Genomic DNA, 26,356 nt, shown 5'->3' with positions numbered 1-26,356 from the left:
CGTTACAGCTGCTGTGAAGGGGAGGTGAGTGACAACACGCGCTTGGCGAACGGCAGGGACCACCCGATAGCGTGAGCCGACGATTCCATAGGTTCACACGTAGGAGTCCCGGTGACACAGAGCGGACAGGGTGACGAGCAGCAGCTCCCTGCTGTACGACCCGCGCACGAGGGCGTCGTGCTGCCCGCGGGTGGCGGCGAGCCCTGGACGCCGGGGGGACCCGCGGACCAGGCCGCCCCGGCAGGCGGCCAGCCGTGGGGGCAGCCCTGGGGGCCGCAGGCGCCCCACCAGGACCCTGCGCAGCAGGGGCAGCAGCAGGGCCAGGGCGGGTACGGGCAGGACCCGCAGGGCGGCGCGTACGGGGCGGGCCGGCAGCCGGGGCCGTACGGGCAGCAGGCGCAGCACGGGCAGTACGGCCAGGGGCAGCAGGTTCCGGGCTACGGCCAGCTTCCGCAGGCCCAGCCGCAGCAGCCCGCCCAGCACCACCAGAACCAGCAGCCCCACCAGAACCAGAACCAGAACCAGCAGCATCAGCCGTCGCCGTACGCCCAGCCGTTGCCGCCCGAGGCGGTGCCCGGCGGGGGCGGCGACGTGGACGCCACGCAGTACATCGCGCCGGTGCCGGGCGGACCCGGGCCGGGCGGTCTGCCGCCGGAGAATCCCGCGGAGTCCACGCAGTTCCTGGGCCGCGCCCAGCAGCAGGCATACCAGCAGCCCGGCGGTCACGCCGCACCGCCACCCGCGCAGGGCGGCCAGGACGCCGACGCGACCCAGTACATACCGCCCGTGCCAGGCGGTGCCCCGTACGGCATCCGGCCCGGGGCGCCCGGCGAGCGGCAGCCGCCCGCCGAGTTCGACAACCTCTTCCGCAACGACGAACCCGCGGGCGCCACACAGCAGATGCCCCGGTTCGACCCCTCGCAGCACCAGCAGCACCCGGCTCAGGGCGGGCAGCAGCAGTACCAGGCCGGGCAGCAGCAGTACCAGGCCGGGCCGCCCCCGCAGGCGTACCAGCAGGGGCCCCCGTACACAGGCCCCGAGGACGGGCTGCCGCAGGACGGGCAGGACGGGCGGCGGAAGAAGTCCGCGCATGTCCCGCTGATCGCCGCGGTCGTCGTCGGCTGTGCCGTGATCGGACTCGGCGCCGGCGCCCTGCTGAGCGGTGGCGACGAAAAGGACGAGGACGCCAAGCAGCCGTTGGCGGCGGCGAGTTCGCCCTCGGTCCAGCCCTCCGCCAAGGCCCCGGTGGACCCGGCGAAGCCGCAGGCCGAGGCGCTCGACAAGCTGCTCGCGGACAGCAACAACAGCCGGTCCGCGGTGATCGGCGCGGTGGAGAAGACCAAGAGCTGCACCGACCTGGACAAGGCCGTGGCAGACCTCAAGGGCGCCGCCCAGCAGCGTCGCGATCTGGTGACCCGGCTCAAGGACCTGTCGGTCGACAAGCTGCCGGACAACGGCGAGTTGACCGCCTCGCTCACCAGGGCCTGGCAGGCGTCCGCCTCGGCGGACGACCACTACGCCGCCTGGGCGGCGCAGGCCAAGAGCAAGAAGGTGTGCAAGCACGGCAAGGCCCGGACGACGTCGCAGACGCAGCAGGCGAACGTCCAGAGCGGCGAGGCGACCAAGGCCAAGCGGGAGGCGTCCAAGCTGTGGAACGCCATCGCGACGAAGTACGGCCTGACGAAGCGGGCGTCCACCGCACTCTGAGTGCGGTCCCCGCCAGGAGACCCCGGGTGCCGGTGCCGGGGTCTCAGCCGGTCGCGCTGGCGTCCGACAGGGTCTGCGCCACGTCCACGAAGCCCTTCCTGTCGGCGACCAGCCGGCCGTCGCGCACGACCTGGAACGTCACCTTGCTGTTCACGATGCGCGGGTACGAGGACGAGCCGATCATGTCCTCGTAGCGCCAGCGCAGTGCGGGAGTGAGGCCGCCGGTGTTCACCTGCATGCCGTCGTTGAGGGCCTTGGTGACCTTCGGGGACGTGATCTCCGCCTCGTTCAGCGACTCGACGATCGACTTCAGGGCGGTGTAGGCGATCCATGTCGTCTGGACACCCGTGTCGTCGGGGTCGATGCGGTTGTCGCCGAAGGCGTGCTTGTCGATCACCTCCCGCATCAGATCCCAGCGGTTGTCGCCGGGGGCCGGGTACCACCCCGTGACGTACGCGCCCTCGAACGGGCTCTCCCGGCCGCCGGTGCGGTCGATGAGCGGCTGTCCGATGCTGCCGAGGACCGAGGAGATCCGCACCGTTCCGCCGGCCGGCTCCAGCCGTCTGAACGAGTCGAAGAACGTCTCCGTGCGGTCACCGAGCACGGCCGTCACGCAGCCCCCGTCGGACCCCGCCCCCGCCAGTGCGCGCCCGGCCGCCTCGTCGTACGACGAGGCTTCCTCGGCGGTTTGGACGTCGACCGGCGCGGGCCGGCGGGCCGCGGTGAGGCCGGTGCTGAGGAGCCAGGCCTGGCTGTCGCCGCCCAGGGTTTCGGGACGCACCAGTGAGACCCGGTCACAGGTGGCGGCCAGCTGCTTCGCGTTGCCCGCCAGGAGCGCCGACTGGCCGCCGGTGGCCGGGTAGGACATGTAGCTCCGGAACTCCTCCTCGGAGGCGCCGTAGCCGCCGATGTACGGGATCCCGGCGACCTCGAGCGGTGCCATGAACGCCCGTCCGTGGCGGCTGTAGGAGCCGAGGACGGCGGCGGCTTTCTCCTTGACGGCCCGGCGGGCGCAGTTGCCCGCGCCGATCGAGGTGTCCTGCTCGTCGCAGGTGATCACGCGCAGCTCGTGTCCGTCGATCCCGCCCTCGCCGTTGATCCAGCGGGCGTACGTCTGCGCCATCGCGGTCATGCCCGCCATGTTGTCGGCGTCCGCACCCGTGGCGCCGCTGGGTGCCCAGGTCACGACGGTGACGGGCTCCCTGGAGCCCCCCGATGCCCCAGGGAGTGCGCCGCAGCCGGTCATCAGCAGAGCCCCTGCCGCCACCGCACCGGTGAGCAACCTGAAGGAGCGGGGGAGGGTGGGGCGTCGCCGTCCGGTCATGGGCACAGACACTTCCCGCCCCCGGGTAACGCCGCAGTGTGCTCCGTTCAACGCTCGGTGACGCCCAGGTGAATTACAGGGGCCCGTACAGGAAGCCGAGAAGGGAACGTACGATCGACAACCGTGCAGCAAGGTTCCGAGAACTCTTCCCGTCGCGGCCGTCGCTCCTCCACCATGGGCGGCATGCCGCTCAATGACATTCCGTGGTGGCGCTGGCGCAGCAACGTGCGCTCGGCGCTGCACATGCTCTCCGACCCCGTCTTCCATCACGAGTGCTGGCTGGCCGGCCGGGAGGGATACGGCGACGTCACCGACGCCGTGTACCGCCTGGTCGAGGACACCTGGCTCGACAACTGGTCCGCCGAGAAATACGTCGGCACGGTCTTCCGGGACTCCGGTGAGGCCGCCCTCGTCGACGTCGCCGTGCTGCGGGTGCTGCGCATCATGCACCAGGTCGGCGCGGACGCCCCCGTCTCCGCCTATCTGGAGCATCACGGCTGGCCGGAGGCCGTCCGGGCCGCCCGCGAGGCCCATGTGCTGCTCGCCACGAACGACGGCGAGGACCCCGACGTCCCGCCCCGCTCGCTGGACGTGCTCCGCATCATGACCAGGACCGCCTGAGACCGGGGCGGTGTGGCACCCTACGGGGATGACCGCGCCGCAGCCTGCCGAGACCGCCCCCGAGCAGTACGTCCTCACGCTCTCGTGCCCCGACAAACAGGGCATCGTGCACGCCGTGTCGAGCTATCTCTTCATGACCGGCTGCAACATCGAGGACAGCCAGCAGTTCGGGGACCACGACACGGGCCTGTTCTTCATGCGCGTGCACTTCTCGGCGGACAGTCCGGTGACGCTCGACAAGCTGCGGGCGAGCTTCGCCGCGATCGGCGACTCGTTCCGGATGGACTGGCAGATCCACCGCTCCTCGGACCGGATGCGGGTCGTGCTGATGGTCAGCAAGTTCGGCCACTGCCTCAACGACCTGCTGTTCCGTTCCAGGATCGGGGCCCTGCCGGTCGAGATCGCGGCGGTCGTCTCCAACCACACCGAATTCGCCGAGCTCGTCGCCTCGTACGACGTTCCCTTCCGCCACATCCCCGTGAGCAGGGAGAACAAGGCGGAGGCGGAGGCGCAGCTGCTGGAGCTGGTCCGCGAGGAGGACGTGGAACTGGTCGTCCTGGCCCGCTACATGCAGGTCCTCTCGGACGATCTGTGCAAGCAGCTCAACGGCCGGATCATCAACATCCACCACTCGTTCCTGCCGAGCTTCAAGGGTGCCAAGCCGTACCACCAGGCGCACGCCCGCGGTGTGAAGCTGATCGGTGCGACGGCGCACTACGTCACGGCCGACCTCGACGAGGGTCCGATCATCGAGCAGGAGGTCGAGCGGGTGGGCCACGGCGTGACGCCGGACCAGCTGGTCGCCATCGGGCGCGATGTGGAGTGTCAGGCCCTGGCGCGCGCGGTCAAGTGGCACGCGGAGCGGCGCATCCTGCTGAACGGCCGCCGTACGGTGATCTTCGCGTAGCCCGTACCGACCGGTGGAGCGCCGAGCGCCTCAGAGCCTGCTGAGAGAGGCCGCGGCGAAGAGCACGTCCCGGATGGCGTCGCGGTCCCCGCGCTGCCCGGCCGCCGCCTCCACGGGCGGCACGTGCCCCGCCACCAGCTGACAGAACTCCACGCCGTCCAGCGCGACCTGCGCCACCGTGTGGTCGGCGGAGCCGACGGCGGCGGGGGAGTCCAGCGCGATGTACCAGTTGCCGCCGCCCGAGCCCTCGACCTCCAGATGGAGCGAGCGGCCCGGGGACCCGGCCGTCACCAGCCGGCGGGCCGGACCGGCGAGCCCCGCCCGGCGCCGCACGGCGAGGGCGGCCGGCAGGAGCCGCGCCGCCAGGTCGATCATCCGGTGCAGATGGGCGGCGGAGGGCGGCTCGTACGGGTAGTCCACCGCGTCCGCGATGTCATCGGCGTGCACCCAGCACTCGAACGCCCGGTCCAGCAAGGCGTCCTGCAACGGCAGAGCGAAGTCGCCGTAGGAGACGGAGAGATCCGAGACACCGCGCCCCGCGAAGGACGCGGTGCGGATGAGGGTGTGGCTCTGGTCTCGCCACGGTTCGCGGATGCTGCGGGTCGGCGGGCGCCGGGCGGAGGACCAGTACATCTCGGTGCGCGAGGTGGGCGTGAGCGGCAGCTCCGAGCCCCGGCGCGGGGTGCCGGGGACGCTTTCCGCGAGCGGGTCGTCGAGGCCGAGGGCGGTGCTGACCAGGCCGTCGACGGTCAGCAGATGACCGATGACACCGGCGACCGTCGTCTTGCGGTTCACCCCGCGCTCGTCCTCGAACCACTTCAGCCGCACCGGGGCGTGCCACTCCGAGTCGCCGATGTCGCGCAGCAGCGCGTCGAGCCGCGCCGTCTCGGCGTCGTACGGGGCGGCCCACTCCGGAACCGGGATCCTGGCCGGCCGGCGGTTCAGACAGTTCTCCAGCACCCGGGTCCGGAGCAGCGGATCCAGGTCCAGGCTGCGGTCGGTGTGCAGCAGGCCGACCGCGTCGCGCAGTCGCAGGGCCTCGTCCGCACAGGGGGCGCATTCCGTGAGGTGCGCCTCGACGGCCTCGGTCTCCTCGGCCGAGCACGCGGCCAGCGCCCAGGCTCCGAGAAGGGCCTTCAGGACGTGGTGCGGCAGCGCCGGTGGGGGCGGGCCGGGCGGATCGCCGTCGGGCCGCGCCTGCGCCTCCTCCGGCGCAGGTTCCGGTTCCGGTTCCGGTACTGCTTCCGCTTCCGGTTCCGGAGGTACGTGCACGGGTCGCTGCGGCGGGACGAACCGGCTCGGGTCGAAGTCGTCCGCGGCGGCCCGTGGGCCCGGTATGCGCGGGGCGCCCCGTGCCATGTCGTCCCGTCCGTCTCCCTCGCGGCCGTCCTCGTCGCGGCTGTCCGCGTCGTCGGTCACAGCGGCCGCCCGTATCCCGGCGGTGAGGAGCCCTCCAGCGGCCGGGTGTGCGCGGTGGACAGCAGTTGCAGCCCCAGCCGCAGCCGGCGGCGCGCCTCGTCCTCGGTGACCCCGAGGTCGGTCGCGGTCTGCCGGTAGTCGCGGCGCTGGATGTACGCGAGCTCCAGCGCGGCCCGCAGCGGTGCGGGCATGGACGCGACGATGTAGTCGGCGCGGGCCGCCGCGGTGGCCAGGCGCACCCGTTCCTCCAGGCCGGCCGGGTCGACGCCGGTCCCGCCGTACGCGTCGTCCTCCCCGCGTCCGCCGTACGTGCCGTACGCGTCGTCCGTCCGCGGGGCGGCGGCGGTCCGGCGCAGCCGCTGCACGGATTCGCGGTGGGTGAGTCGGGCGACCCAGGAGCGCATCGAGCCCTGCTTGGGGTCGTAGGCGTCGGGGTTCTCCCACACGTAACCGAAGACCTCACGGGTGACGAGGTCCGCTGCGCTCTCGTCGTCGAGCATCCGGTTGGCCTGGCTGTGCACGAGGGAGGCGAACCGGTCGTAGAGCTCGCCGAGGGCGGCCGCCTCGCCGCGTGCCAGACGCTGCTGCATCCTGCGGTCCCAGCGGGGTGGTGCGTTTTTGGCCATGCGACCCCCAGCCCTGTGCCGTCAGGGCCTCTCGCCCTGTACCCCTCGTCACATCGAATGTAGTCGGCAAGGCTGACCGAGCACGCCCCTTTACGGCAAGTACGTCCCCGCGGTCGCCCTGGATGGTAGGGAATGCGGCACCCCGCAGCGACGGAATCGGACCTGAAGTGATCATTTCTGCCCGAAACAGTTCTGGGCCTTCCTGCGGGAGGCGGTGTTTCATGGGGAGTGCGCCTGGGCAGCCGCGAGGAGGAACGCAAACTTCCGGATCACTGGAACCCCCGGATCCCCGGAACGAGAGGCCCAGCCGCGTGAGCACACCATGCCCTCCTGGAAACCAACCTCCGGCCGCAACGTCCCACACCCCCTGGCTGACCCAGGAACGTTCCCGGAAGCCGCTGGAAGTGGCCGAGACCGAGCAGGGCGTGTGGACCGTGCTGCACATGCGCGGTGAACTGGACCTGGTGACCTCGCCCGTGGTCCGCCAGTCCGTCCACGACGCCGTGGCCGTGGGCTGCCACAACGTGGTGCTCGACCTCTCCGAGGTCTTCTTCTGCGACTCCAGCGGCGTCGGCGTCCTGATCGCCTCCCGCCGCCTGATGCGCTCCTGCGGCGGCCGCCTGCGGCTGATCCTGCCCGCCCGGGGCGCCGAGGAGGGCTCCCACGTCAACCGGGTGCTCGCCGCGCTGGGAGTACGCCGACTGTTCGAGGTCTACCCGGACCGGAACTCCGCCGTCGACGAGGAAGCCCAGCCGCTCTCGGCCTGAAACGGCTGCCGGCCGGTCGCCTGCCCGGACATTAATACCGGGTTGTCACACTGGTGACGCGCGTAAGTGACACGTGACGCCTGCGGGCGTCGTACGCTCCCCGCATGGACAGCGCAGAGTATGAGCGCAAGATCGCCTTCCGCTTCGCCGCCTTTGACCAGGACGGCAACGGATACATCGATCGCGCGGATTTCAACGCCGCCGCGGCCCGTCTGCTCACCGAGTTCGGTACGACGGCCCGCTGCGACAAGGGCCAGGCGCTCTACAGCGGGGCCGAGGCGTTCTGGCAGGGCATGGCGGGCATCGCCGACGTCGACGGGGACCAGCGGGTCACTCGCGAGGAGTTCGTGGGCGGCGCGGTGAAACGGCTCCGCGACAACCCCGAGCGCTTCGCGGAGATCGCCCGCCCCTTCCTGCGGGCGGCGATCGCGGTGGCCGACCAGGACGACGACGGCGCGGCCGCGGTATCGGCGGTCGAGCGGGCCCTACGGGTTCTGGGCGCGAGCCCGGACGCGGCGGCGTTCGCCGCACAGAGCCTGGACGCCGACCGTGATGGGCGGATCGCCGAGGCGGAGGCGGTGGCGGCGCTCGCCGGCTACTTCACGGTGATCGAACCCGACGCGTAGCCCTTGGGCGGGCGGCAGCGGGGCCCTTGGGCTCGGGGCCCTGGCCGTTGCCCCGGACCGGGGTGCGGGGTTCCGTCCTCAAGCGCCGGACGGGCTTGTTTGTGCGGGTGCTCCGCGTGGGGTGCGCGGTGTGCCGGTGGGTGGGGGTCCGGGGCCCCTCCGGGGTGTCTCCTCGGACGACGAACGTTCGGCGGGTACGCAGCCGGAGCCGGGTATCTGTTCGTCGTCCTGCGGGGACTCCCCTGCACGGCCCCGGACCCGGCCGTCCTGCGTCTGCGACAGTCGCAGGGCCGGTGTGCAGGCGCGGGTGAGGCAGGGTGGGGCCGTGCAGGGGGGTCCCCGCAGGAAATGGCGTACGACCCGGGTTCATCACGGTCCCGGGTGCACACGCCATTTCTGAGGAGACGCCCCGGAGGGGCCACACCCCCACCCACCGGACAAGGCGCACCCCCACGGGGAAAGCCGCACCCAACCAAGCCCGTCCGGCGCTTGAGGACGGAACCCCGCACCCCGGACCGGGCGCACCGAGGAGCGAGCCGCGCCCGGGACCGGGCACACCGGCGGAGCCAGCCGCGCACCCGCGGAGCCGGCCGCACCCCGGAACGGGGGACCGTTCAGGCCGTGAAGCGTTCGCGGAGGCGGTACTTCAGGACCTTGCGGAGCGCCTCGTTGCGGGGCAGCGCGTCCACCAGTTCCAGTTGCTCCGGGAGCTTGTGGACCGACAGGCCCTCGTCGCGCAGGTAGGCCGTCAGTTCGGGGAGGGTGAGGGGGGCGGCGTTCGGGGGCTGCTCCACCACCGCGCAGACACGTTCGCCGCGTGACTGGTCGGGAAGGCCGATCACCGCCGCGTCGCCCACGCCTGGGTGGCGGGCCAGGAGGTCCTCTATCTCCTTCGCCGAGATGTTCTCGCCCTTGCGGATGATGATGTCCTTCAGCCGCCCGGTGAGCACCAGGTGCCCGCTCGGCCGGAGGTGCCCGACGTCGCCCGTGATGAGGAAGCCGTCCTCGTCGAAGGGGGTGGCGGCGGAGGCGAGGTAGCCCTGGCAGACCGCCTCGCCCCGCAGACGCACCTCGCCGTCCGTCCCGTGCGGCACCCGCTTGCCGTCCTCGTCGGTGATCCGGATCTCCATGCCCTCGGGCGGCCGGCCCTCCGTCTCTGCGAGGTGTTCCACCGTGTCGTCGGGGGCGCCCATCGTGATCATGGGGACCTCGGTCATGCCGTAGCCGTGGGTGAGCTGGACACCCATCTCGCGGACCACCGCGTGGTAGATCTCGGGGGGCTTCGGGGCGCCGCCGCCCGCGAGGAGGCGGAGGGTGGGGATGAGCGGGGCGGACGGGGCCTTGCGCTGTTCCGTCAGGAACATGGAGTAGAAGGCCGTGGAGCCGCCCGCGACCGTCACCCCGTGGCGCCGGTAGCCCGCAAGGGCGTCGGGCATCGCGAAGTGCTCGAACAGCACGGCGGGGAAGCCGTACAGCAGCAGCATCACCGAGTAGTCCGGCCCGGCGACATGGGCGAACGGGAAGGCCATCGAGCCGACGTCGTCCGCCGACAGGTGCAGGGCGTGGGCCAGGCAGGAGCCGCCCGCGATCAGGCTGCGGTCGGTGTGCAGGACGCCCTTGGGGTCGGATGTGGTGCCCGAGGTCCAGTAGATCCAGCGCACCGTCGTGCCGTCGGCGGGCGGCGGGGGCAGGATCGCCGGGTCGGCGTCCGGGAGGGTGTCGTACGCCTCGAAGATCCGGGGCGGGTGTGCGAGGTCCGACGACAGGCGGGCGGCCATCGCCGTGTGGTCGAAGCCGCGCCAGGTGCCCGGCACCGCGAAGAACTCCGCCTTCGCCTCACGCAGCGCGAACCCGACCTCGCGGTCTCGGTAGAAGGGGATGACGGGCGTCTGTACCGCACCGATCCGGGCCAGCGCGAACGACAGCAGGGCCGTCTCCAGCCTGGTCGGCAGCTGCCAGGCGACGACGGTCCCCGGGCGTACTCCCATGGCGTACAGGCCCGCCGCCACGCGTTCGGCCCGGGTGCGCAGTTCGCCGAAGGTGAGCGTGCGGTCGTCCTGGATCAGGAAGGGCCGGTCCGGCGTCAGGGCGGCCCGGCGTTCGATGAGCTCCCAGAAGGTGCCTGATGCACCCAGGGAGTGTGCGGTCTCGTTCACGGCGAACCCCTCACAGCTGACGGGTAGTCAGATCGTGCGGAGAGCGTAGAGCGCTGCGCCTTGTCGGTCCAGGGGTGCGGGGCTAGCCTGTGGGCGACGTCAATCTGACGGGCCATCAGAAAAGCGTGCGCCGAAGGGGACACCATGACGGAACTGCCTCGGATCGTCAGCGTCGACGACCATGTGATCGAGCCGCCGCACCTCTTCTCGACCTGGCTGCCCGCCAAGTACCGCGAGCGCGGCCCACAGCCCCTGACCGCGGGCATCGGTGAGCTGGCGTACACCGGCGGCAAGTACGTCATCACCATGGATCCGGACGGGCCGCCCACCGACTGGTGGATCTACGAGGACCTCAAGTTCCCGTACAAGCGGAACATCGCCGCGGTGGGATTCGACCGCGACGACATGACGCTGGAGGGGATCACCCGGGCGGAGATGCGGCCCGGCTGCTGGGATCCCGTCGAGCGGCTGAAGGACATGGACCTCAACCATGTCGAGGCGAGCCTCTGCTTCCCCACCTTCCCGCGCTTCTGCGGGCAGACCTTCGCCGAGGCCCACGACAAGGAGGTCGCGCTCGCCTGTGTGCGCGCGTACAACGACTGGATGGTCGAGGAGTGGTGCGGGGACAGCGGCGGCCGGCTGATCCCGCTCTGCATCATCCCGCTCTGGGACATCGATCTGGCTGTCGCGGAGATCAGGCGGAACGCGGCGCGCGGGGTGCGGGCGGTGACCTTCTCGGAGATCCCGACCTACCTGGGGCTGCCGTCGATCCACTCCGGCTACTGGGACCCGTTCTTCGCGGTCTGCCAGGAGACCGGCACGGTCGTGAACATGCACATCGGGTCCAGCTCGCAGATGCCCGCCGCGTCCCCGGACGCCCCGCCCGCCGTCCAGGCCTCGCTCTCGTTCAACAACGCTATGGCCTCGATGATGGACTTCCTCTTCAGCGGGGTGCTGGTCAAGTTCCCGCAGCTCAAGCTCGCCTACAGCGAGGGCCAGATGGGCTGGATCCCGTACGCCCTGGAGCGCGCCGACGACGTCTGGCAGGAGCACCGGGCCTGGGGCGGGGTGCGCGACCTGATCCCCGAGCCGCCGTCCACGTACTACTACCGGCAGATGTTCTGCTGCTTCTTCCGCGACAAGCACGGCATCGCCTCGCTCGACGTCGTCGGGCGGGACAACGCCACGTTCGAGACCGACTACCCGCACGTCGACTCGACCTTTCCGCACACCAAGGAGGTCGCGCTCGACCACGTCAAGGGACTGGACGACGAGACCGTCTACAAGCTGATGCGCGGGAACGCGATCCGGATGCTCGGCCTGGACCTCGACAAGTAGGCGCGCACGTCATGGACCTTGCGTACACGGAGGAAGAGGAAGCCTTTCGGGCGCGGCTGCGGGAGTGGCTGGGCTCGGTGCTCCCCGGGCTGCCCGGGAAGCCGGACCCCGGTGACTGGCCGGGGCGGCGGGCGTACGACAGCGGGTGGCAGAAGCTGCTGTACGACGCCGGGTACGCGGGCCTGCACTGGCCCGCCGACGCCGGCGGCCGGGGCGCCACCCCCACGCAGCACCTGATCTTCCTGGAGGAGACGGAGCGGGCCGGGGCGCCCTACGTCGGGGCCAACTTCGTCGGGCTGCTGCACGCCGGGCCCACCATCGCCGCCGAGGGAACCGCCGGGCAGCGGGCCCGCTGGCTGCCGCCGGTGCTGCGCGGCGAGGAGATGTGGTGCCAGGGGTTCAGCGAGCCGGACGCGGGTTCGGACCTGGCCTCGCTGCGTACCCGGGCGGTGCGCGATGGCGACGACTACGTGGTGAGCGGGCAGAAGATCTGGACCTCGCACGCGGAGGTCGCCGACTGGTGCGAGTTGCTGGTGAGGACGGATTCGGATGCGCCGAAGCACCGGGGCATCAGCTGGCTCGCCATGCGGATGGACGCCCCCGGCGTCACCGTCCGGCCGCTGCGCACGCTCGCCGGGTCCACCGAGTTCGCCGAGATGTTCCTGGACGAGGTGCGGGTGCCCGTCTCGCACCGGGTCGGCGCGGAGAACGACGGCTGGCGGGTCACGATGGTCACGCTCTCCTTCGAGCGCGGCACCGCCTTCGTCGGCGAGGTCGTCGCCTGCCGCCGGACCCTGGACGCGCTGGCCGCCGAGGCCCGCAGGAGCGGGCGCTGGGACGACGCGGTGCTGCGGCGACGGCTGGGCAGGCTCAACGCCGAGTTCCGCGCGCTGTGGCGGCTCACCCAGTGGAACGTCAGCGAGGCACAGAGCACCGGTGGCGTTCCGGGGATCGGGGGCTCGGTCTTCAAGCTGCGGTACTCGCACGCCCGCCAGGAGCTCTACGAGGCGGCGGCCGAGGTGCTCGGCGGGGGTGACGCCCTCGATCTGGACCGGGAATGGGTGCTGGACCGGCTGTCCTCGCTCTCGTACACGATCGCGGCCGGCACCTCGCAGATCCAGCGCAACATCGTCGCCGAGCGGATACTCGGCCTGCCGAAGGGGCGGTGAGCGGAGGGTGGACTTCCAGCTCTCGGAGGACCAGCGGGCCCTGCGGGCGGGCATACGGGACCTGCTCGCCGGCCGGTTCGGCAGGGACCGGATGCGGGCGGCGCACGAGAACGGCGGGGGAGCCGACCGGGCGCTGTGGCGGGAGCTCGGCGCGGCCGGGTTCTTCGCGCTGCGGCTGCCGGAGGAGGCGGGCGGGGTGGGACTCGGCCTGCCCGAGTCCGTCCTCCTGTTCGAGGAGGTCGGGCGGGCGCTGCTGCCCGGTCCGCTCGCTGCCACCCAGCTTGCCGCGGGCGCGGTGAAGGGGGCGGCCGAGGGCGAGGCCGTGGTGGCTCTGGCGCAGGCGGGACGGCCCGTGGGGCACCTGGAAGGGGCCGATGCGCTGCTGGTCCTGGACGGCGACCGGACGCGGGTGGTGACCGGCACGGTGCTGCGGCAGGTGGTGGACGGGGCCAGGCCCGTGCGCTCGCTCGACCCGGGTACGCCGCTGTGGCGGGTGCCGGACCTCGCCGCGTACGGCGGTGAGCCGCTGGCCGATGGGGCGCGGCTGCGGTGGGAGGGTGCCCTGCTGACCGCGGCCGAACAGCTCGGCAGTTCGACCCGCAGCCTGGAGGCGGCGGTCCAACACGCCGGTGAGCGGGAACAGTTCGGAGCGCCGATCGGGGCCTTCCAGGCGGTCAAGCATCTGTGCGCCGGAATGCTGGTGCGTTCCGAGCCGGCCCGCAGCGCCGTCTACGCGGCGGCCGTGACCGGGGACCCGGTGGAGGCCGCCGGGGCCAAGCTCCTCGCCGACGAGGCCGCCGTCGACAACGCCCGCGACTGCCTCCAGGTGCACGGCGGTATGGGCTTCACCTGGGAGGCGGACGTTCATCTGCGTCTCAAGCGGGCCTGGCTGCGGGCCGGGCAGTGGGTGACGGCGGCGGATGCGGAGGAGGCGCTGGCGGCCGATCTGGGATGAGGCGGGGCGGGTGGGTGCCCGGCGCACGCACGTGACGCGACGGACCCCTGAGGTTCACGCTGCGGAGTGACGCAGCGCAGTCGGTATCGGTCGATACCGGCTTGTGTCCTTTGCGTGATTCGTCACGGGGTGGAGTCGGTGCCGGGCTCGGGTACGCTCCGTTGGATGCGAGTGGTTCTGGAACCTGGCGATCCGGATGTGGCCTGTGCGGCTACTCCGGTCCGCGAGAGGTGCCCTGCTCGTGATCCACACGGAAGCGCCGGGCCTGCCGGGGAAACGATTCCCGGGGCCGTGAGGCGCCTCTGTTCGACTCCCCGCAGAGCGCGTCGCACAGTATGCACCACGCGTACTCCTTCGCGTTGGAATATGCCCGAAGCGCTTGTTGCGGTGACTGTACGTCAACCATGCTGTCTCGCAGGGGAATCACGTTCCGTGACCCTGAGGAGGCGCGAGGCGATGTGTCCGCCGGTTCGGATGGTGTGAGCGGTGCAGGTGCTTCAGGTTCAGTTGGAGGTCGGGCCCGACCCCGCGGAGGTCGGACGGGCCCGCAGATGGGCGCGTTCGAGGCTCGTCGGGTCCGGGATAGGAGACGACGAGCCGCTGGCCGAGACGCTCATCCTGCTCATCTCGGAGCTCGTCACCAACGCGGTCGTGCACACCGGCTGTCCGGCCGTGCTGCGCATGCTGTTCGGCTCGACGGGGGCCCCGGGCAACGCGGGGACCGTCCGGGTCGAGGTGGCCGACACCAGCTGCCGCCCGCCGCAGCAGCGGCATGCGGAGGGCGAGGACACCGGCGGCCGCGGGCTTGAGCTGGTCGACGGCCTGGCCGACCGCTGGGGCTGGCAGCCGGAAGGCGCGGGCAAGCGCATCTGGTGCGAGGTCGACCGGGGCATCCCGCTGATTCAGGTGCAGCTGCAGCCCGGCCCCCACGGAGTGGGCCCGCAGGCCGCCCCCGAGTGTGACGGCACGGGTCATGACGCCGACGGACGCGGCGCGGGTGTCGCGTACGAGGCCTCGCACGCCGGTATCCACCGCGCCTGAGGGCTGTCGCCGCCGCGCACGGGGACGCCCGCCGCGTATCGGGCCCCCGGCGTGCGGCAGCGGCTCAGAGGACGGCGACCGGGGCGACCGGTGTACCGGTGGCGCCGACGAAGGGCTCCGGCATGGCGGAGAGCAGGAAGGCGTAGCGCCCCGCGTCCGCACAGGCTGTGGACAAGCCCTCCAGGTTCCAGTTCTGGCCCTGGAGCATGCCCATCTCGACCAGATCGAGTGCGTGCACCCCCAGCCACAGGTCCTCGATCTCCGGCGGGAAGATCTCGAAGGTCAGCGTGTCATTGGCGACCGCGGCCACATCCCGGGTCCGGAACCACTCCGGCGTACGGATCGAAAGACCCGGCGACGGATACCCGTAGGCGTTCTTGTCCCCGGAGAGATACACCTGCACCTGTCCCGTCCGTACGAGCACGATGTCCCCGGACCGCACCCGGACCCCGGCCAGCTCCTCGGCCGCCTCCAGGTCCTCGGGGGTGACCGCGTGGCTGCCCGGCAGCCGGTCCACGCCGTGGGCGCGCGCCACGTCGAGGAGGACCCCGCGCGAGACGACGTGCGGTGCCTTGTCGATGCCGCTGAACTGTGCGCCGCCGTGGGCGGTGATGGTCGCGGCGGGCCGGCCGTTGTAGATCTTCCCCGAGTGCGACGCGTGGGTGAGCGCGTCCCAGTGGGTGGCGGTCTGGAGGCTGAGGACCGCGGTGTCGTCGCTGGTGGCTACGGTGCCGGGGCCGAAGAGCTCCTGGTTGATCTGGATCATGGTGTGCAGCGGATTGACCCGCCCCGGGATCAGCCCGTTCTGTACGCCGTCCTGCTGGAGGGGGAGCGCGAGCGGGATGCGCCGGCCGGAACGGACGGTGGCCGCCGCCTCGCGTACGACCTCGTCGGTGATGAGGTTGAGCGTCCCGATCTCGTCGTCTGCTCCCCAGCGACCCCAGTTGTTCACGCGCTTGGCGAGGTCGTGGAACTCGGCCGGCAAAGACATGGCGCCTCCTGGGGCTTGTGCCGGTGGACCTGATGACCCATAGAATCTAACGGTCCGTCAGAAACCGCGGGAAGGGGCCGGGCATGGGGAACTTCTTGGCAGGCAAAGTGGTGGCCGTGACGGGTGCCGGGCGCGGCATCGGGCGGGCCGTCGCGCTCGCCGCGGCGGCCGAGGGGGCGCGGGTCGTGGTCAACGACTACGGCGTCTCCATCGAGGGAGGTGAACCCGCCAGCGAGATAGCCGAGTCCGTCGTCAAGGAGATCGTGGCGGCGGGCGGCGAAGCGGTCGCGGTGGCGGACGACATCTCCACCATGGCCGGAGGGCAGCGGGTCGTGGACACCGCGCTCGCGCAGTTCGGCCGGATCGACGGCGTCGTGTGCGTGGCCGGGATCCTGCGCGAACGCATGCTCTTCAACATGTCCGAGGCGGAGTGGGACCCCGTAGTCGCCACCCACCTCAAGGGCACGTTCACCGTCTTCCGGGCGGCGTCGGCGGTCATGCGCAAGCAGGAGGGCGCCGGCACGCTCATCGGTTTCACGAGCGGCAACCACCAGGGCAGCGTGGCCCAGGCGAACTACAGCGCGGCCAAGGGCGGCATCATCTCGCTGGTCCGCAGCGCGGCGCTCGGCCTGCACAAGTACGGCGTCACGGCGAACGCGGTCGCGCCGGTGGCACGTACCCGGATGTCCGCGAACGTCCCCATGGAGCTCAAGGAGATCGGCGAACCGGAGGACGTGGCGGCGCTCGTCGTCTACCTGCTCAGCGACCGGGCACGGGCCGAGAAGATCACCGGCCAGGTGTACACGATCGCGGGCCCGAAGATCGCGGTCTGGGCCCAGCCGAGGGAGCTGCGCGCGGGCTACGCGGAGGGTGCGGCGTGGACGCCTGAGCGGATCGCGGACTTCCTGCCCGGGACGGTGGGCACGGACCCGATGCCGATGCTGGCGCAGCTGGAGGAAATGGCGGCGGCGGCGAAGGCCGCGGCGCGCCCGAACGCGTAGCCGGCTGGGCCTTCCCGCCCCTGGGGCGGGCGCCCACCGGGCTTTCGCTCCTGCGGGGTGCGAGGCGCAGTTTCAGCCCTTCCGGCGCTTGAGGAGCGGGGGTACGGGGGCGGAGCCCCGGTTGGCGCCGAGCCCCGGCTGCCGGGGCTCGGGGGACCCCCTCGGCGGGCTTGATTCCGCTCCCGTGCACGTACGAGTGCGGGAAGGGCCCCGGGAATTCAGGGAACACCACCGCCGAGCGCGTGCTCGGCCTACCGAGGGAGCCGAGATGAGAGGCGTCGTCTTCGACGGCAAACGGACCGAGGTCGTCGACGACCTGGAGATACGCGACCCCGGCCCCGGCGAGGTGCTGGTGGCGGTGGCCGCGGCAGGGCTCTGTCACAGCGATCTGTCGGTGATCGACGGGACGATCCCGTTCCCGCTGCCGGTCGTGCTCGGGCACGAGGGCGCGGGGGTGGTCGAGGCAGTCGGCGCGGGCGTGAGCCATGTCGCGCCCGGCGATCATGTCTCCCTGTCCACACTCGCCAGCTGCGGCGCGTGCGCGCAGTGCGACCGGGGCCGGCCGACGATGTGCCGGAAGGCGATCGGCATGCCGGGGCAGCCGTTCTCGCGCGGCGGGAAACCGCTGTACCAGTTCGCGTCCAACTCGGCCTTCGCCGAACGGACCCTGGTCAAGGCCGTGCAGGCGGTCAGGATCCCCGAGGACCTGCCGCTGACCTCGGCCGCCCTGATCGGCTGCGGGGTGCTGACCGGGGTCGGAGCCGTACTGAACCGGGCCAGGGTCGACCGCGGCGAGAGCGTCGTCGTGATCGGCACCGGCGGCATCGGGCTCAACGTGATCCAGGGCGCGCGCATCGCCGGCGCGCTGACGATCGTCGCGGTCGACTCCAACCCGGACAAGGAGGCGGTGGCCCGGCAGTTCGGTGCCACGCACTTCCTCACCTCGGCCGAGGGGGTCAAGGAGATCCTGCCGCACGGCGCCGACCACGCCTTCGAGTGTGTGGGCCGCACCGAGCTGATCCGTACCGCGATCGATCTGCTGGACCGGCACGGTCAGGCGATCCTGCTGGGCGTACCGGCGGCGACGGCCGAGGCGTCGTTCCTCGTCTCGTCGATGTACCTGGACAAGTCCATCCTGGGCTGCCGCTACGGCTCCTCACGCCCGCAGCGGGACATCGCGCTGTACGCGGAGCTGTACCGGGAGGGCCGGCTGCTGCTGGACGAACTCGTCACCGAGACCTACCCGGTGGAGGACTTCGCCAAGGCGGCGGACGACGCGCACCACGGGCGGGTGGCCCGGGGGGTGCTGGTCTTCTGAGGAGCGGGCGCGGCCGGGGGCACCGGCCGCGCCCCGGGTCCGGGGGCCTTGCTCAGAGGGAAACGCTCCGGGCGTCTCCTCCCGTCTCCGTCCTCGTCCCGGAACCGATGCCGTCCGGCCCGGCTGCCGTCCGCGGCTTGCGGAGAGAGAAGGCGAGCAGGCCGCCGACGGCGGAGGCGGCGCCCCCGATCCACATCGCACCGCGGAGCCCGTCGGCCACCTCTGCCACCGCCGGGGCGGCCCCGGTGTCTCCGGCCGTACCCGCGGTGGCCACCGCGACGAGCAGGGCGAGCCCCGCCGCGCCGCCGATCTGCTGAGACGTGCTGGCCAGCGCGGAGGCGATGCCGGCTTCCTGCGGGGCGACACCGGACGCGGCGCAGGCGAACATCGCCGGGAACGTGACGCCGCCGCCCACACCCCAGACGACCAGGCCGGGGACCAGGTGCCAGAAGGAGGCGTCGGCGGACATGGCGACCGCCAGCGCGACCATGCCGGCACCGTTTGCGGTCATGCCCAGGAAAAGAGTGGTGCGCGGGCCCAGCCTGCCGAGCATCGCCCCGGCGAGCTTCAGCGATGCCCCCATGGAGATCACCGTCAACGGCACGAAGGCGAGGCCGGCCTCCAGGGCGTCGTAACCCAGCACGCCCTGAAGGTAGTTGGTGAAGATGTAGTACGAGCCGCCCAGGGCGCTCTGGAAGACCAGGATGATCAGGATCGCTGTCACCAGGCTCCGGTTACGGAACAGCCGCAGGGGGACGAGAGGGCCCTTCGCCCGCTTCTCGACCAGTACGAAGACCGCGAGGACCACAGCTCCGGCCACGATCGAACCGGCCCCGCGCAGCGTGCCCCAGCCGGCCTCCGGGCCGCTGACCAGGCCGAGAACGAGGAGTGAGGAGCCGACGGTGGCGAGCAGCGCGCCGAAGGCGTCGAAGCCGTCGCGGTCGGGGGCCGTGCGTGCGTCGGGTGCCAGCACGGCCGGCGCGGCGACGGCGGCGAGCAGGGCGAGCGGGACGAGAACGAACAGCACCCATTCCCACCCCCACGCCTGGGTGAGCACGCCGCCGAGCAGCGCACCGGCAGCCAGTCCGCCGCTGCCGGCCGCGCCCCAGAGAGCGAGCCCCTTCGTGCGCTCGGGCCCCTCGGCGAACCGGGTGTGGATGAGGGCGAGGGTGGCGGGCGTGAGCAGCGCGGCGCCGAGGCCCTGGATCGCGCGGGCGGCGACGAGGAGGGCAGGGCTCTCCGCGAAACCTCCCAGCAGGCACGAGAGCCCGAAGACCGTCAGGCCCAGGACGAATACGCGACGGGCGCCCAGCCGGTCGACCGCGCGGCCGCCGAAGAGCAGGAATCCGCCGAAGGCCACCGCGTAGGCGCTGACCACCCACTGCAGGGAGCGGGTGCTGAAGCCGAGCGCACTGCCGATCTCCGGGAGCGCGACGAACACGATGTTGTAGTCGACGGCGACGATGAACTGGGCGAACGCCAGCAGCGCGAGCATCGCCCCGGTGCGCCGCGCCGGGGGGACGGGAAGGGTGACCACTGATCCGACTCCTGAGTGCACAAGCGTGGCTCTGCACGCCATGGATATACACGCCGTGGATTTACTGAACGGCGTGTAGTGACTGCACGGAGGTTAGTACCTGCACGCTGTAAGATGTCAAGCGTGGGAGACCAGACACCGAACCGCCGGGCTCGCCTCCGCGCCGAAACGGGCGCGGAGATCAAGACGATTGCCCTCGAGCTCATGGCCGCCAGTGGGCCGGACGCGATCACCCTGCGCGCCATCGCCCGCGAGATGGGCATGACGGCAGGCGCCATCTACGGCTACTACGCGACGCGCGACGACCTCATCACCACGCTGATCAGGGACGTGCACACCTCACTCATCGATACGCTCGAAGCCGCCCGGGACGGAGCGCTCCGCGATGACGCGGCCGGCCGCATGCTGGCGTGGGCCGGAGCGTTCCGTGAGTGGGCGCTGGCCAACCCCGAGGGGTTCCGGCTCATCTACGGCGACCCCGTGCCGGGCTATGTGGCTCCCGATGAGGGGGCGGCACCCGAAGCGGGGCTGCGTACATGCGCGGGGCTCACCGGGCTCGTCGCCGACGCCTGGCCCGAGGCGGAGTCCCGCCAGTCGCGGGGCGACTACCAGTGGTCCGACTTCGACCCGCACCTGACGGCCATGGTGCGGGAGCGGTTTCCCGGACTGCCTCCTGCGGCGGTCGCGTTGGCCCTGCGCGTCTGGGGGCGCCTGCACGGACTGGTGTCCCTGGAGGTGTACGGCCACCTGCGCCGTCAGACGCCCGATCCGGGGAAGATCTACCGGGCCGAGATGCTCGATCTGCTCGCCTCGTTGGGCCTCGCGGCACAGGCGTAGGGCGAGCGCGGCCGCCTCAGACCCGGTTCGCCTCCGTCGACCGGAACGTCCGCCGGTACACCGTCGGTGACACCCCCAGTGCCGCCTGCAGATGCTGGCGCAGCGAGGTGGGGGTGCCGAATCCGGCGTCCCGGGCGATCCGGTCGATCGACAGATCGGTGGACTCCAGCAGGTGGCGGGCCCGTTCCACCCGCTGCCGGGTCAGCCACTGGACCGGGCTGATCCCGGCCTCCTCGCGGAACCGCCGGGTGAACGTCCGTACGCTCATCGACTCCTGCTGCGCCATGTCGCGCAGCAGGATCGGCGACTCCAGCCGCCCGAGCGCCCAGGCGCGGGCGGTGGTGGTGGCCGAGGCCCCCGTGTCGGGGACCGGGCGCTGGATGTACTGCGCCTGGCCGCCGTCGCGGTGCGGCGGTACGACCGTGCGCCGGGCGACGTCGTTGGCGACGGCGGTGCCGTGGTCGCGGCGCACCATGTGCAGGCAGAGGTCGATGCCGGCGGCCACCCCGGCCGACGTCAGGACGTCGCCGTCGTCGATGAACAGGACGTCGGGGTCGACCCGGACGGCGGGGAACAGCTTCTGGAAGTGGTCGGCGGAGGACCAGTGGGTGGTGGCCGGGCGCCCGTCGAGGTATCCCGCCGCGGCGAGGACGTAGCTGCCGGTGCAGATGGAGACCATCCGGGTGCCGGGCCTGATGTGTGCGAACGCGGCGGCGAGTTCGTCGGTCAGCCGGCCCTCGGTGTAGACGGGGCCGAGCTCGTGACTGGCGGGGATCACCACGGTGTCGGCCGTGGCGAGGGCCTCCGGGCCGTTCTCGACGGCGATCGCGAAGTCCGCGTCGGTGCTGACCGGGCCGGGTGGACGGACCGAGCAGGTCACGACTTCGTAGAGTTTGCGGCTCCGGTTCGGCTGCTCGGAACCGAATGAGCGGCCGAAAATCCTTTGGGGGATGCCCAGTTCGAAGGGGAGCAGCCCATCGAGGGCGAGAACGACGACCCGGTGCGGCACGGTACGGACTCCCTTCGGCACTAGCTGGTATAGACCATAAGCTGATACATGTCATCGGTGTGAAGGAAAAGTCAGCAGACCTCGCAGGCATTCCCGCCGCGGACCATGAAGCCGCTTTGCGCGATTCGCCACCCTTGTCACCCTTGCCCGTTGGGCCGGACCCGCTCTGGAACCGGAACTTCCGGCTCTTCTTCGTCGCCCGGACCGCGGCGCTCTTCGGCGACGGAATGATTCCGGTGGCGCTCACCGCGGGGCTGCTGGGGGCCGGACGTCCGCACTCCTCGGTGGGGTTCGCGCTGGCGGCTTGGATGGGGCCGCTGGCCCTGTTCGTCCTCTTCGGCGGCGTCCTGGCGGATCGTTTCACCCCGCGCCGGATGATGATCATCGCCGATGCGCTGCGGCTGATCGGCGCCTCCGTGCTCGCGGTCTCCTTCGCCATCGGCAACCCGCCGCTGTGGGCGGTCTACGCACTCAGCGCGGTGGCCGGTGTGGGGGCGGCGCTCTTCCAGCCGGGCGTCGCCTCGACCACGCCGCGGGTCGCGACGGACGTGCAGCGCGGCAACGCGGTGCTGCGGGTCTCCGAGGCGCTGATGACCATGGCGGGACCGGCGTTCGCGGGAGTGCTCGTCGGGCTGGCGAGCGCCGGGGCGGTCTACGCGGCGAACGCGACGACGTTCCTCGTCTCCGGTATCTGCCTCTTCCTGCTGAAGCTCGCGCCCGCCCCGTCGGACGAGGCCCCGCGCGGAACGTTCGTCGCGGAACTCGTCGACGGGTGGCGCGAGTTCAGGGCGCGCAGCTGGCTGTGGGGAGTGATCGCGATCTGGACGGTGTACGGCTTCACCGTGCTCGGTCCGATGCTCCCGCTCACCGCAGTCGAGGTCACCGAGGCACATGGTTCGGGGACGTACGGCGCGATGATGGCGGTGAACGGCGCGGGCAGTGTCGTCGGCGGCCTGCTGGCCCTGCGGCTGCGGCCGCGCCGCCCGCTGGCGGCGGGTGCCGTCGCTCTGACCGGGGTGTGCGTGAACCTGGTGGTGCTGGGGCTCGGCCTGCCGGTGTTCGCGTTGGGCGTGGGCCAGTTCGTGGCGGGCTCGGCGTTCGCGTTCTGGCTGGTGATGTGGTCGACGACCGTCCAGACGCACGTGCCGCCGGAGGCCCTGAACCGGCTGCACGCGTACGACGTGGCCGGCTCGCTGCTCATGCTGGCGGCGGGCCGCGCGCTGGCGGGGCCGGTCGCTGACCGGGTGGGGGCCCCGGAGGTGCTGCTCGCCGGTGCGGTGATCAACATGCTGGCGGTGGGCGTGCTGCTGGCGGCCCGGCCGATCCGGCGTCTGGAGCGGATCGGGTGAGCGGGCGCGGCCGAAGTGCTACCCGGGCCCGTGCCGTTGCGGCGGGAGCCGCCGTGCTGACCGTCGTGGCCGGGCTCGGGGTGCGTACCGTGGCCGACGGCGCTGTCGCCAAGTACGCCGGGGACGCGCTCTACACGGTCCTGATCTGCGCCCTCGTCGCGCTGTGCGCACCCCGCGCACGCCCACTCGCCGTGGCCGGGGCCGGGCTGGGGATCAGCTGGGCGGTCGAGCTGCTCCAGCTCACCGGGGTCCCGGCGGAGCTGTCCCGGCACAGCGCGGTGGCGCGACTGGTGCTCGGATCGACGTTCAACGCACCCGATCTGCTCTGGTACGCGGTGGGGGCGGCCGCCGCCTGGGCGGCGCACACGGCGGCTACTTCGCGCGCGCCCGGTCCTCGGACTGCTGCATCTCGATGACGCGGAGGACGTGTGCGCTGGTCTGCCGGCGCACACTGCCCGCGACGAGCAGCGCCGAGCCGGCCACCGAGAGGGGCGCGGAGAGGGCCAGGAGGATCAGCTGCTTGGGCATGGTGCTGTCCAGCTCGCAGACCGACGACGCGCGGAAGCAGTACAACGTGTCGTCCTGGCCCCACAGCAGGAAGCCCAGCCACACCCACAACACGCAGGCGACGAGCAGCAGAACGGCACCCCAGCCCTGCATCAGCGCGGATTTGTGGTGGAAGTGCTGGCGTTCGACCCACTGCATGAGAATCCCCCGGGGACGTGGACGAAGCGGCGTGGGCGTGTACGCACGCGACGCACCGTGCGCGGCGTGCCCGGCCGCCGATCGACGCAGATCGTACGCGCATGGGGGCCGGTTGGTCCGGGGCGGGCGGCGGGATATGGCCCGATCCTTGCGAACCATGTCCGTCGGGCCGCTCGTGGGAGGGGCGGCGCAGGCCGGATGCTGGGCGGCGTGAGTCAGACAACCGAGAGCGCCGCCCGGGACAACCTCCCGCGCCCCGTCGTCAAGGCGCCCCGTCGCCGCCACATCCACCGCGCCTGGATGGTCGCCGCCGTCGCCTTCGTGACGATCATCGGCGGCGCCGCCTTCAACGCCCTGCCCGGTCTGCTCATCGACCCCCTCCACGAGGAGTTCCGCTGGTCGCGCGGAGAGATCGGGCTTGCCGTCTCCTTCGACATGGCGCTGTACGGGCTCACCGCGCCGTTCGCCGCGGCGCTGATGGACCGGTTCGGCATCCGCCGGGTCGTGGTCGTCGCGCTCAGCGCCGTCGCGGCCGGTGCGCTGGCCAGTGTCTGGATGACCGCGGCCTGGCAGCTGATGATCTATTGGGGGCTGCTCGTCGGGCTCGGCACCGGCGCGATGGCGATGTCCTTCTCCGCGACGGTCACCAACCGCTGGTTCGTCGCCCGCCGCGGCCTGGTCACCGGCATCCTCACGGCCGCCGGCGCCTCGGGACAGCTCGTCTTCCTGCCCCTCTGCGCCTGGATCGTCGACCGGCATGGCTGGCGCCCCGCCTCGGTGACCGTTGCCCTGGCCGCCCTGCTCGTCGTCCCGTTCGTCATGCTCCTGATGCGCGACCACCCGGCCGACGTGGGCGTGGCCCCGTACGGCGGGGAGTACGTGGCGAAGCCCGCGCCCGCACGCGGGGCGGCGAGCCGGACCGTGCGCGTCCTGGTGGACGCGGCCCGCACCGGACCGTTCTGGCTGCTGGCCGGGTCCTTCGCGATCTGCGGAGCCTCGACCAACGGCCTCATCCGCACCCATTTCGTGCCCTCGGCCCACGACCACCACATGCCCATCACCGCGGCGGCCTCACTGCTCGCCGTCATCGGGATCTTCGACATCATCGGCACGATCTTCTCGGGCTGGCTCACCGACCGCTTCGACGCCCGCCGGCTGCTGGCCGTCTACTACGCCCTGCGCGGGGTGTCGCTGCTGTTCCTGCCGATCCTGATGCAGGCCACCGTGGAGCCGCCGATGGTCTTCTTCATCGTGTTCTACGGACTCGACTGGGTCGCCACCGTCCCGCCGACCCTGGCCCTGTGCCGGGAGCAGTACGGCGAGGACAGCGCCATCGTCTTCGGCTGGGTCCTCGCCTCCCACCAGGTGGGCGCGGCACTGGTGGCGTTCCTGGGCGGCGTGGCGCGCGACCACTTCGGCTCGTACAACGTGGTCTGGTACTCGGCGGGGGCGCTGTGCGCGATGGCGGCGCTGATGGCGCTGATGATCCGCCGGGTGAAGGGCCTGCCCGTGGACGCCGTCCCGGGGTGAACCGCTCAGCCGCTGAAGCGCCCGAACGCGCCTCGGTGGAACAGCAGAGGTCCGTCCCCCTCCTCGTCCGCCACCGCCCCCAGCGCCTCCACCCGGCCGACCACGATCAGATGGTCGCCGCCGGTGTGGACGGCCTGGATGCGGCAGTCGACCCAGGCGGGCACGGAGTCCAGCAGCGGCGAACCGGTCACGGGGGCGGGGGAGTGCGCCACCCCGGCGAACTTGTCGGCCCCGCTGACCGCGAAGCCACGGCAGAGTGCGCCCTGGTCCGCGCCCAGGATGTTGACGCAGAAGGCCCCGGCGCGGGCGATGCGCGGCCAGGTCGTCGACGTACGGGCGACCATGAACGTGACCAGCGGCGGGTCCAGCGAGAGTGACGCGAACGACTGGCAGGCGAAGCCGGACGGACCGCCCGGGCTGTCCGGACCGCCCGGATCGTGTGCCGTGACGACGGTGACGCCGCTCGCGAAGTGCCCCAGCACGCGGCGGAATTCGCCCCGGCCGAGCGGCAGCCGCTCGTCCTCGGTGACGGCCCGCAGGGCCGGGCGCGGCAGCGGATCGACCCGCTGTGGACCGGCGGTCGTCGGGGCGCCGACGGACCTGAGGTAGCGGACGGCGGTTGCGGCCATGCCTGCGTGTCCCATCACCCCTCGATTAGAACTGACGACACGTCAGATGGGAAGGGCGGGGAAAGACGGACCCCCGACCTTCGTCAGGGGTGACCCCTGCCGTTCGGCCCGGGAGTCCCGCCGCCGTCGTGCCTAGGTTCGGGCCTCATGAGAAGAGAATCCGGAAGCCGGACCCGAAGCGCACGGCCCCTGCTCGCCTGCGCGGTCCTGGGGGCGGGAGCGGCCACCGTCATGGGCCTCGCCCCGGGAGGCCTGGGGACCGAACGGGCCGTGGAGGTGACGGACGGCGCCTCGGCGTCGGTGTACCGCTCGGTGACCGGGGCGGTGGACGACGTACCCGCCTGGGCGGGAACGTTGCTGGAGGCGGCCTGCGACGGGACGCTGGTGGCCCTCGGACTGCTGCTGGTGTGGGTCTGGTGGTGTGCCTTACGACGGGGTGACACCCAGGTCTCCGCCGGTGCGGTGCTCACCGGGACCGGCACCGTACTCGCCTACGCGATCAGTGAGGCCGTGAAGCTCGTCGTCGACGAGGAGCGCCCCTGCCGGGTCCTGCTCCGTGGCGCGGCGGCGGTCGCCGAGTGCCCGCCACCGGGTGACTGGTCCTTCCCGAGCAACCACGCCACCCTCGCGGCCGGTCTGGGCGTGGGCCTGGCGCTGCTGCGGCCCCGACTGGCCGCCGTCACCCTGCCCTTGGCAGCGGCGGCGGCGCTGCTGAGGGTCCTGGTGGGGGCGCACTATCCGCACGATGTGCTGGCCGGCGCGGTGCTCGGCGGTTCGGTGGCCGCGGCCGTGCT

At 71.9% G+C, this 26,356-nt stretch carries 24 protein-coding genes and 1 pseudogene; 16 read left to right on the top strand and 9 right to left on the bottom strand.

The window, feature by feature from the left end; translation table 11 throughout:
- Positions 1–177 precede the first annotated feature (177 nt).
- Complete coding sequence (locus ACIOEW_RS12950) at positions 178–1,707, top strand: hypothetical protein (protein ID WP_401963886.1); 1,530 nt, start codon at positions 178–180, stop codon at positions 1,705–1,707.
- A gap of 43 nt (positions 1,708–1,750) precedes the next feature.
- Here ACIOEW_RS12950 and ACIOEW_RS12945 read toward each other — a convergent pair whose 3' ends face one another.
- Positions 1,751–3,031, bottom strand: a complete 1,281-nt coding sequence (locus tag ACIOEW_RS12945) for an ABC transporter substrate-binding protein (protein WP_401963633.1) — start codon at positions 3,029–3,031, stop codon at positions 1,751–1,753.
- A gap of 174 nt (positions 3,032–3,205) precedes the next feature.
- Between ACIOEW_RS12945 and ACIOEW_RS12940 the strand changes: the two genes are divergently transcribed.
- Together ACIOEW_RS12940 and purU are read left to right on the top strand one after the other, a co-directional pair.
- Positions 3,206–3,652 carry a hypothetical protein gene (locus ACIOEW_RS12940; protein WP_266786353.1) on the top strand — a complete coding sequence of 149 codons (447 nt, stop codon included), beginning with the start codon at positions 3,206–3,208 and terminating at the stop codon, positions 3,650–3,652.
- 28 nt (positions 3,653–3,680) lie between these two features.
- Positions 3,681–4,559, top strand: coding sequence for a formyltetrahydrofolate deformylase (gene purU / locus ACIOEW_RS12935; RefSeq protein ID WP_362544032.1), 879 nt, complete (start codon positions 3,681–3,683; stop codon positions 4,557–4,559).
- Between the two features lie 30 nt (positions 4,560–4,589).
- Here the strand turns inward: purU and ACIOEW_RS12930 are convergent, their stop codons facing one another.
- Positions 4,590–5,918, bottom strand: coding sequence for a maleylpyruvate isomerase N-terminal domain-containing protein (locus ACIOEW_RS12930; RefSeq protein WP_401963884.1), 1,329 nt, complete (start codon positions 5,916–5,918; stop codon positions 4,590–4,592).
- 56 nt (positions 5,919–5,974) lie between these two features.
- A complete protein-coding gene (locus ACIOEW_RS12925; protein WP_362544035.1) occupies positions 5,975–6,604 on the bottom strand; it encodes a sigma-70 family RNA polymerase sigma factor in 630 nt (209 codons plus the stop codon).
- A gap of 443 nt (positions 6,605–7,047) precedes the next feature.
- Between ACIOEW_RS12925 and ACIOEW_RS12920 the strand changes: the two genes are divergently transcribed.
- On the top strand, positions 7,048–7,371 hold the full coding sequence (locus ACIOEW_RS12920) for an STAS domain-containing protein (RefSeq protein WP_401963883.1): 324 nt from the start codon (positions 7,048–7,050) through the stop codon (positions 7,369–7,371).
- 104 nt (positions 7,372–7,475) lie between these two features.
- On the top strand, positions 7,476–7,997 hold the full coding sequence (locus ACIOEW_RS12915) for an EF-hand domain-containing protein (protein WP_401963631.1): 522 nt from the start codon (positions 7,476–7,478) through the stop codon (positions 7,995–7,997).
- Between the two features lie 614 nt (positions 7,998–8,611).
- Here the strand turns inward: ACIOEW_RS12915 and ACIOEW_RS12910 are convergent.
- Positions 8,612–10,153, bottom strand: a complete 1,542-nt coding sequence (locus ACIOEW_RS12910; protein ID WP_401963630.1) for a class I adenylate-forming enzyme family protein — start codon at positions 10,151–10,153, stop codon at positions 8,612–8,614.
- Between the two features lie 144 nt (positions 10,154–10,297).
- Between ACIOEW_RS12910 and ACIOEW_RS12905 the strand changes: the two genes are divergently transcribed.
- The 4 genes from ACIOEW_RS12905 (at position 10,298) to ACIOEW_RS12890 (ending at position 14,656) form a co-directional block, all read left to right on the top strand.
- The gene (locus ACIOEW_RS12905) at positions 10,298–11,491 is read left to right on the top strand and encodes an amidohydrolase family protein (protein ID WP_401963629.1); all 1,194 of its coding nucleotides are present in this window, start codon (positions 10,298–10,300) and stop codon (positions 11,489–11,491) included.
- A gap of 11 nt (positions 11,492–11,502) precedes the next feature.
- The gene (locus ACIOEW_RS12900; protein WP_401963628.1) at positions 11,503–12,660 is read left to right on the top strand and encodes an acyl-CoA dehydrogenase; all 1,158 of its coding nucleotides are present in this window, start codon (positions 11,503–11,505) and stop codon (positions 12,658–12,660) included.
- A 7-nt stretch (positions 12,661–12,667) separates the two neighbouring features.
- Entirely contained in the window at positions 12,668–13,615 is a 948-nt protein-coding gene (locus tag ACIOEW_RS12895) for an acyl-CoA dehydrogenase family protein (RefSeq protein WP_401963627.1), read from the top strand.
- Positions 13,616–14,101: 486 nt separating this feature from the next.
- Entirely contained in the window at positions 14,102–14,656 is a 555-nt protein-coding gene (locus ACIOEW_RS12890) for an ATP-binding protein (RefSeq protein ID WP_401963626.1), read from the top strand.
- 64 nt (positions 14,657–14,720) lie between these two features.
- Here the strand turns inward: ACIOEW_RS12890 and ACIOEW_RS12885 are convergent, their stop codons facing one another.
- The gene (locus tag ACIOEW_RS12885; protein ID WP_401963625.1) at positions 14,721–15,647 is read right to left on the bottom strand and encodes a cyclase family protein; all 927 of its coding nucleotides are present in this window, start codon (positions 15,645–15,647) and stop codon (positions 14,721–14,723) included.
- Between the two features lie 83 nt (positions 15,648–15,730).
- Here ACIOEW_RS12885 and ACIOEW_RS12880 point away from each other — a divergent pair, with 83 nt between their 5' ends.
- Both ACIOEW_RS12880 and ACIOEW_RS12875 read left to right on the top strand, forming a co-directional pair.
- On the top strand, positions 15,731–16,648 hold the full coding sequence (locus tag ACIOEW_RS12880; protein WP_362544058.1) for an SDR family oxidoreductase: 918 nt from the start codon (positions 15,731–15,733) through the stop codon (positions 16,646–16,648).
- Positions 16,649–16,916: 268 nt separating this feature from the next.
- Positions 16,917–17,966 carry a Zn-dependent alcohol dehydrogenase gene (locus ACIOEW_RS12875; protein ID WP_362544061.1) on the top strand — a complete coding sequence of 350 codons (1,050 nt, stop codon included), beginning with the start codon at positions 16,917–16,919 and terminating at the stop codon, positions 17,964–17,966.
- Between the two features lie 52 nt (positions 17,967–18,018).
- Here ACIOEW_RS12875 and ACIOEW_RS12870 read toward each other — a convergent pair whose 3' ends face one another.
- The gene (locus ACIOEW_RS12870) at positions 18,019–19,503 is read right to left on the bottom strand and encodes an MFS transporter (RefSeq protein ID WP_401963624.1); all 1,485 of its coding nucleotides are present in this window, start codon (positions 19,501–19,503) and stop codon (positions 18,019–18,021) included.
- A 114-nt stretch (positions 19,504–19,617) separates the two neighbouring features.
- Between ACIOEW_RS12870 and ACIOEW_RS12865 the strand changes: the two genes are divergently transcribed.
- Positions 19,618–20,340, top strand: coding sequence for a TetR/AcrR family transcriptional regulator (locus ACIOEW_RS12865; RefSeq protein ID WP_401963623.1), 723 nt, complete (start codon positions 19,618–19,620; stop codon positions 20,338–20,340).
- A gap of 16 nt (positions 20,341–20,356) precedes the next feature.
- Here the strand turns inward: ACIOEW_RS12865 and ACIOEW_RS12860 are convergent, their stop codons facing one another.
- Positions 20,357–21,349 carry a GlxA family transcriptional regulator gene (locus tag ACIOEW_RS12860; protein WP_401963622.1) on the bottom strand — a complete coding sequence of 331 codons (993 nt, stop codon included), beginning with the start codon at positions 21,347–21,349 and terminating at the stop codon, positions 20,357–20,359.
- A gap of 143 nt (positions 21,350–21,492) precedes the next feature.
- Here ACIOEW_RS12860 and ACIOEW_RS12855 point away from each other — a divergent pair, with 143 nt between their 5' ends.
- Positions 21,493–22,698, top strand: a complete 1,206-nt coding sequence (locus ACIOEW_RS12855) for an MFS transporter (RefSeq protein WP_401963621.1) — start codon at positions 21,493–21,495, stop codon at positions 22,696–22,698.
- Positions 22,695–23,114 (top strand): DUF2809 domain-containing protein, encoded by a 420-nt coding sequence (locus ACIOEW_RS12850; protein WP_401963620.1) that lies wholly within the window; start codon positions 22,695–22,697, stop codon positions 23,112–23,114. Before ACIOEW_RS12855 ends, ACIOEW_RS12850 begins: the two co-directional genes overlap by 4 nt.
- Here the strand turns inward: ACIOEW_RS12850 and ACIOEW_RS12845 are convergent.
- The gene (locus ACIOEW_RS12845; protein WP_401963618.1) at positions 23,071–23,403 is read right to left on the bottom strand and encodes a hypothetical protein; all 333 of its coding nucleotides are present in this window, start codon (positions 23,401–23,403) and stop codon (positions 23,071–23,073) included. The two genes, ACIOEW_RS12850 and ACIOEW_RS12845, sit on opposite strands and share 44 nt — an antisense overlap.
- A gap of 210 nt (positions 23,404–23,613) precedes the next feature.
- On the opposite strand from ACIOEW_RS12845, the gene ACIOEW_RS12840 reads away from it, so the two are divergent.
- Positions 23,614–24,933 (top strand): MFS transporter, encoded by a 1,320-nt coding sequence (locus ACIOEW_RS12840; RefSeq protein WP_362544082.1) that lies wholly within the window; start codon positions 23,614–23,616, stop codon positions 24,931–24,933.
- A gap of 5 nt (positions 24,934–24,938) precedes the next feature.
- On the opposite strand, the gene ACIOEW_RS12835 is transcribed toward ACIOEW_RS12840, so the two are convergent.
- Positions 24,939–25,562, bottom strand: a complete 624-nt coding sequence (locus tag ACIOEW_RS12835) for a flavin reductase family protein (RefSeq protein ID WP_401963617.1) — start codon at positions 25,560–25,562, stop codon at positions 24,939–24,941.
- A gap of 147 nt (positions 25,563–25,709) precedes the next feature.
- Here ACIOEW_RS12835 and ACIOEW_RS12830 point away from each other — a divergent pair.
- Positions 25,710–26,303: pseudogene (locus ACIOEW_RS12830) on the top strand (phosphatase PAP2 family protein); the annotation flags it as partial.
- Between the last annotated feature and the right edge of the window lie 53 nt (positions 26,304–26,356).

The sequence above is a fragment of the Streptomyces sp. NPDC087901 genome (assembly GCF_044742205.1).
Lineage (GTDB): Bacteria > Actinomycetota > Actinomycetes > Streptomycetales > Streptomycetaceae > Streptomyces.
Note: the sequence above shows the minus strand (reverse complement) of the source record. Positions and strands in the feature narration are given on the sequence as shown.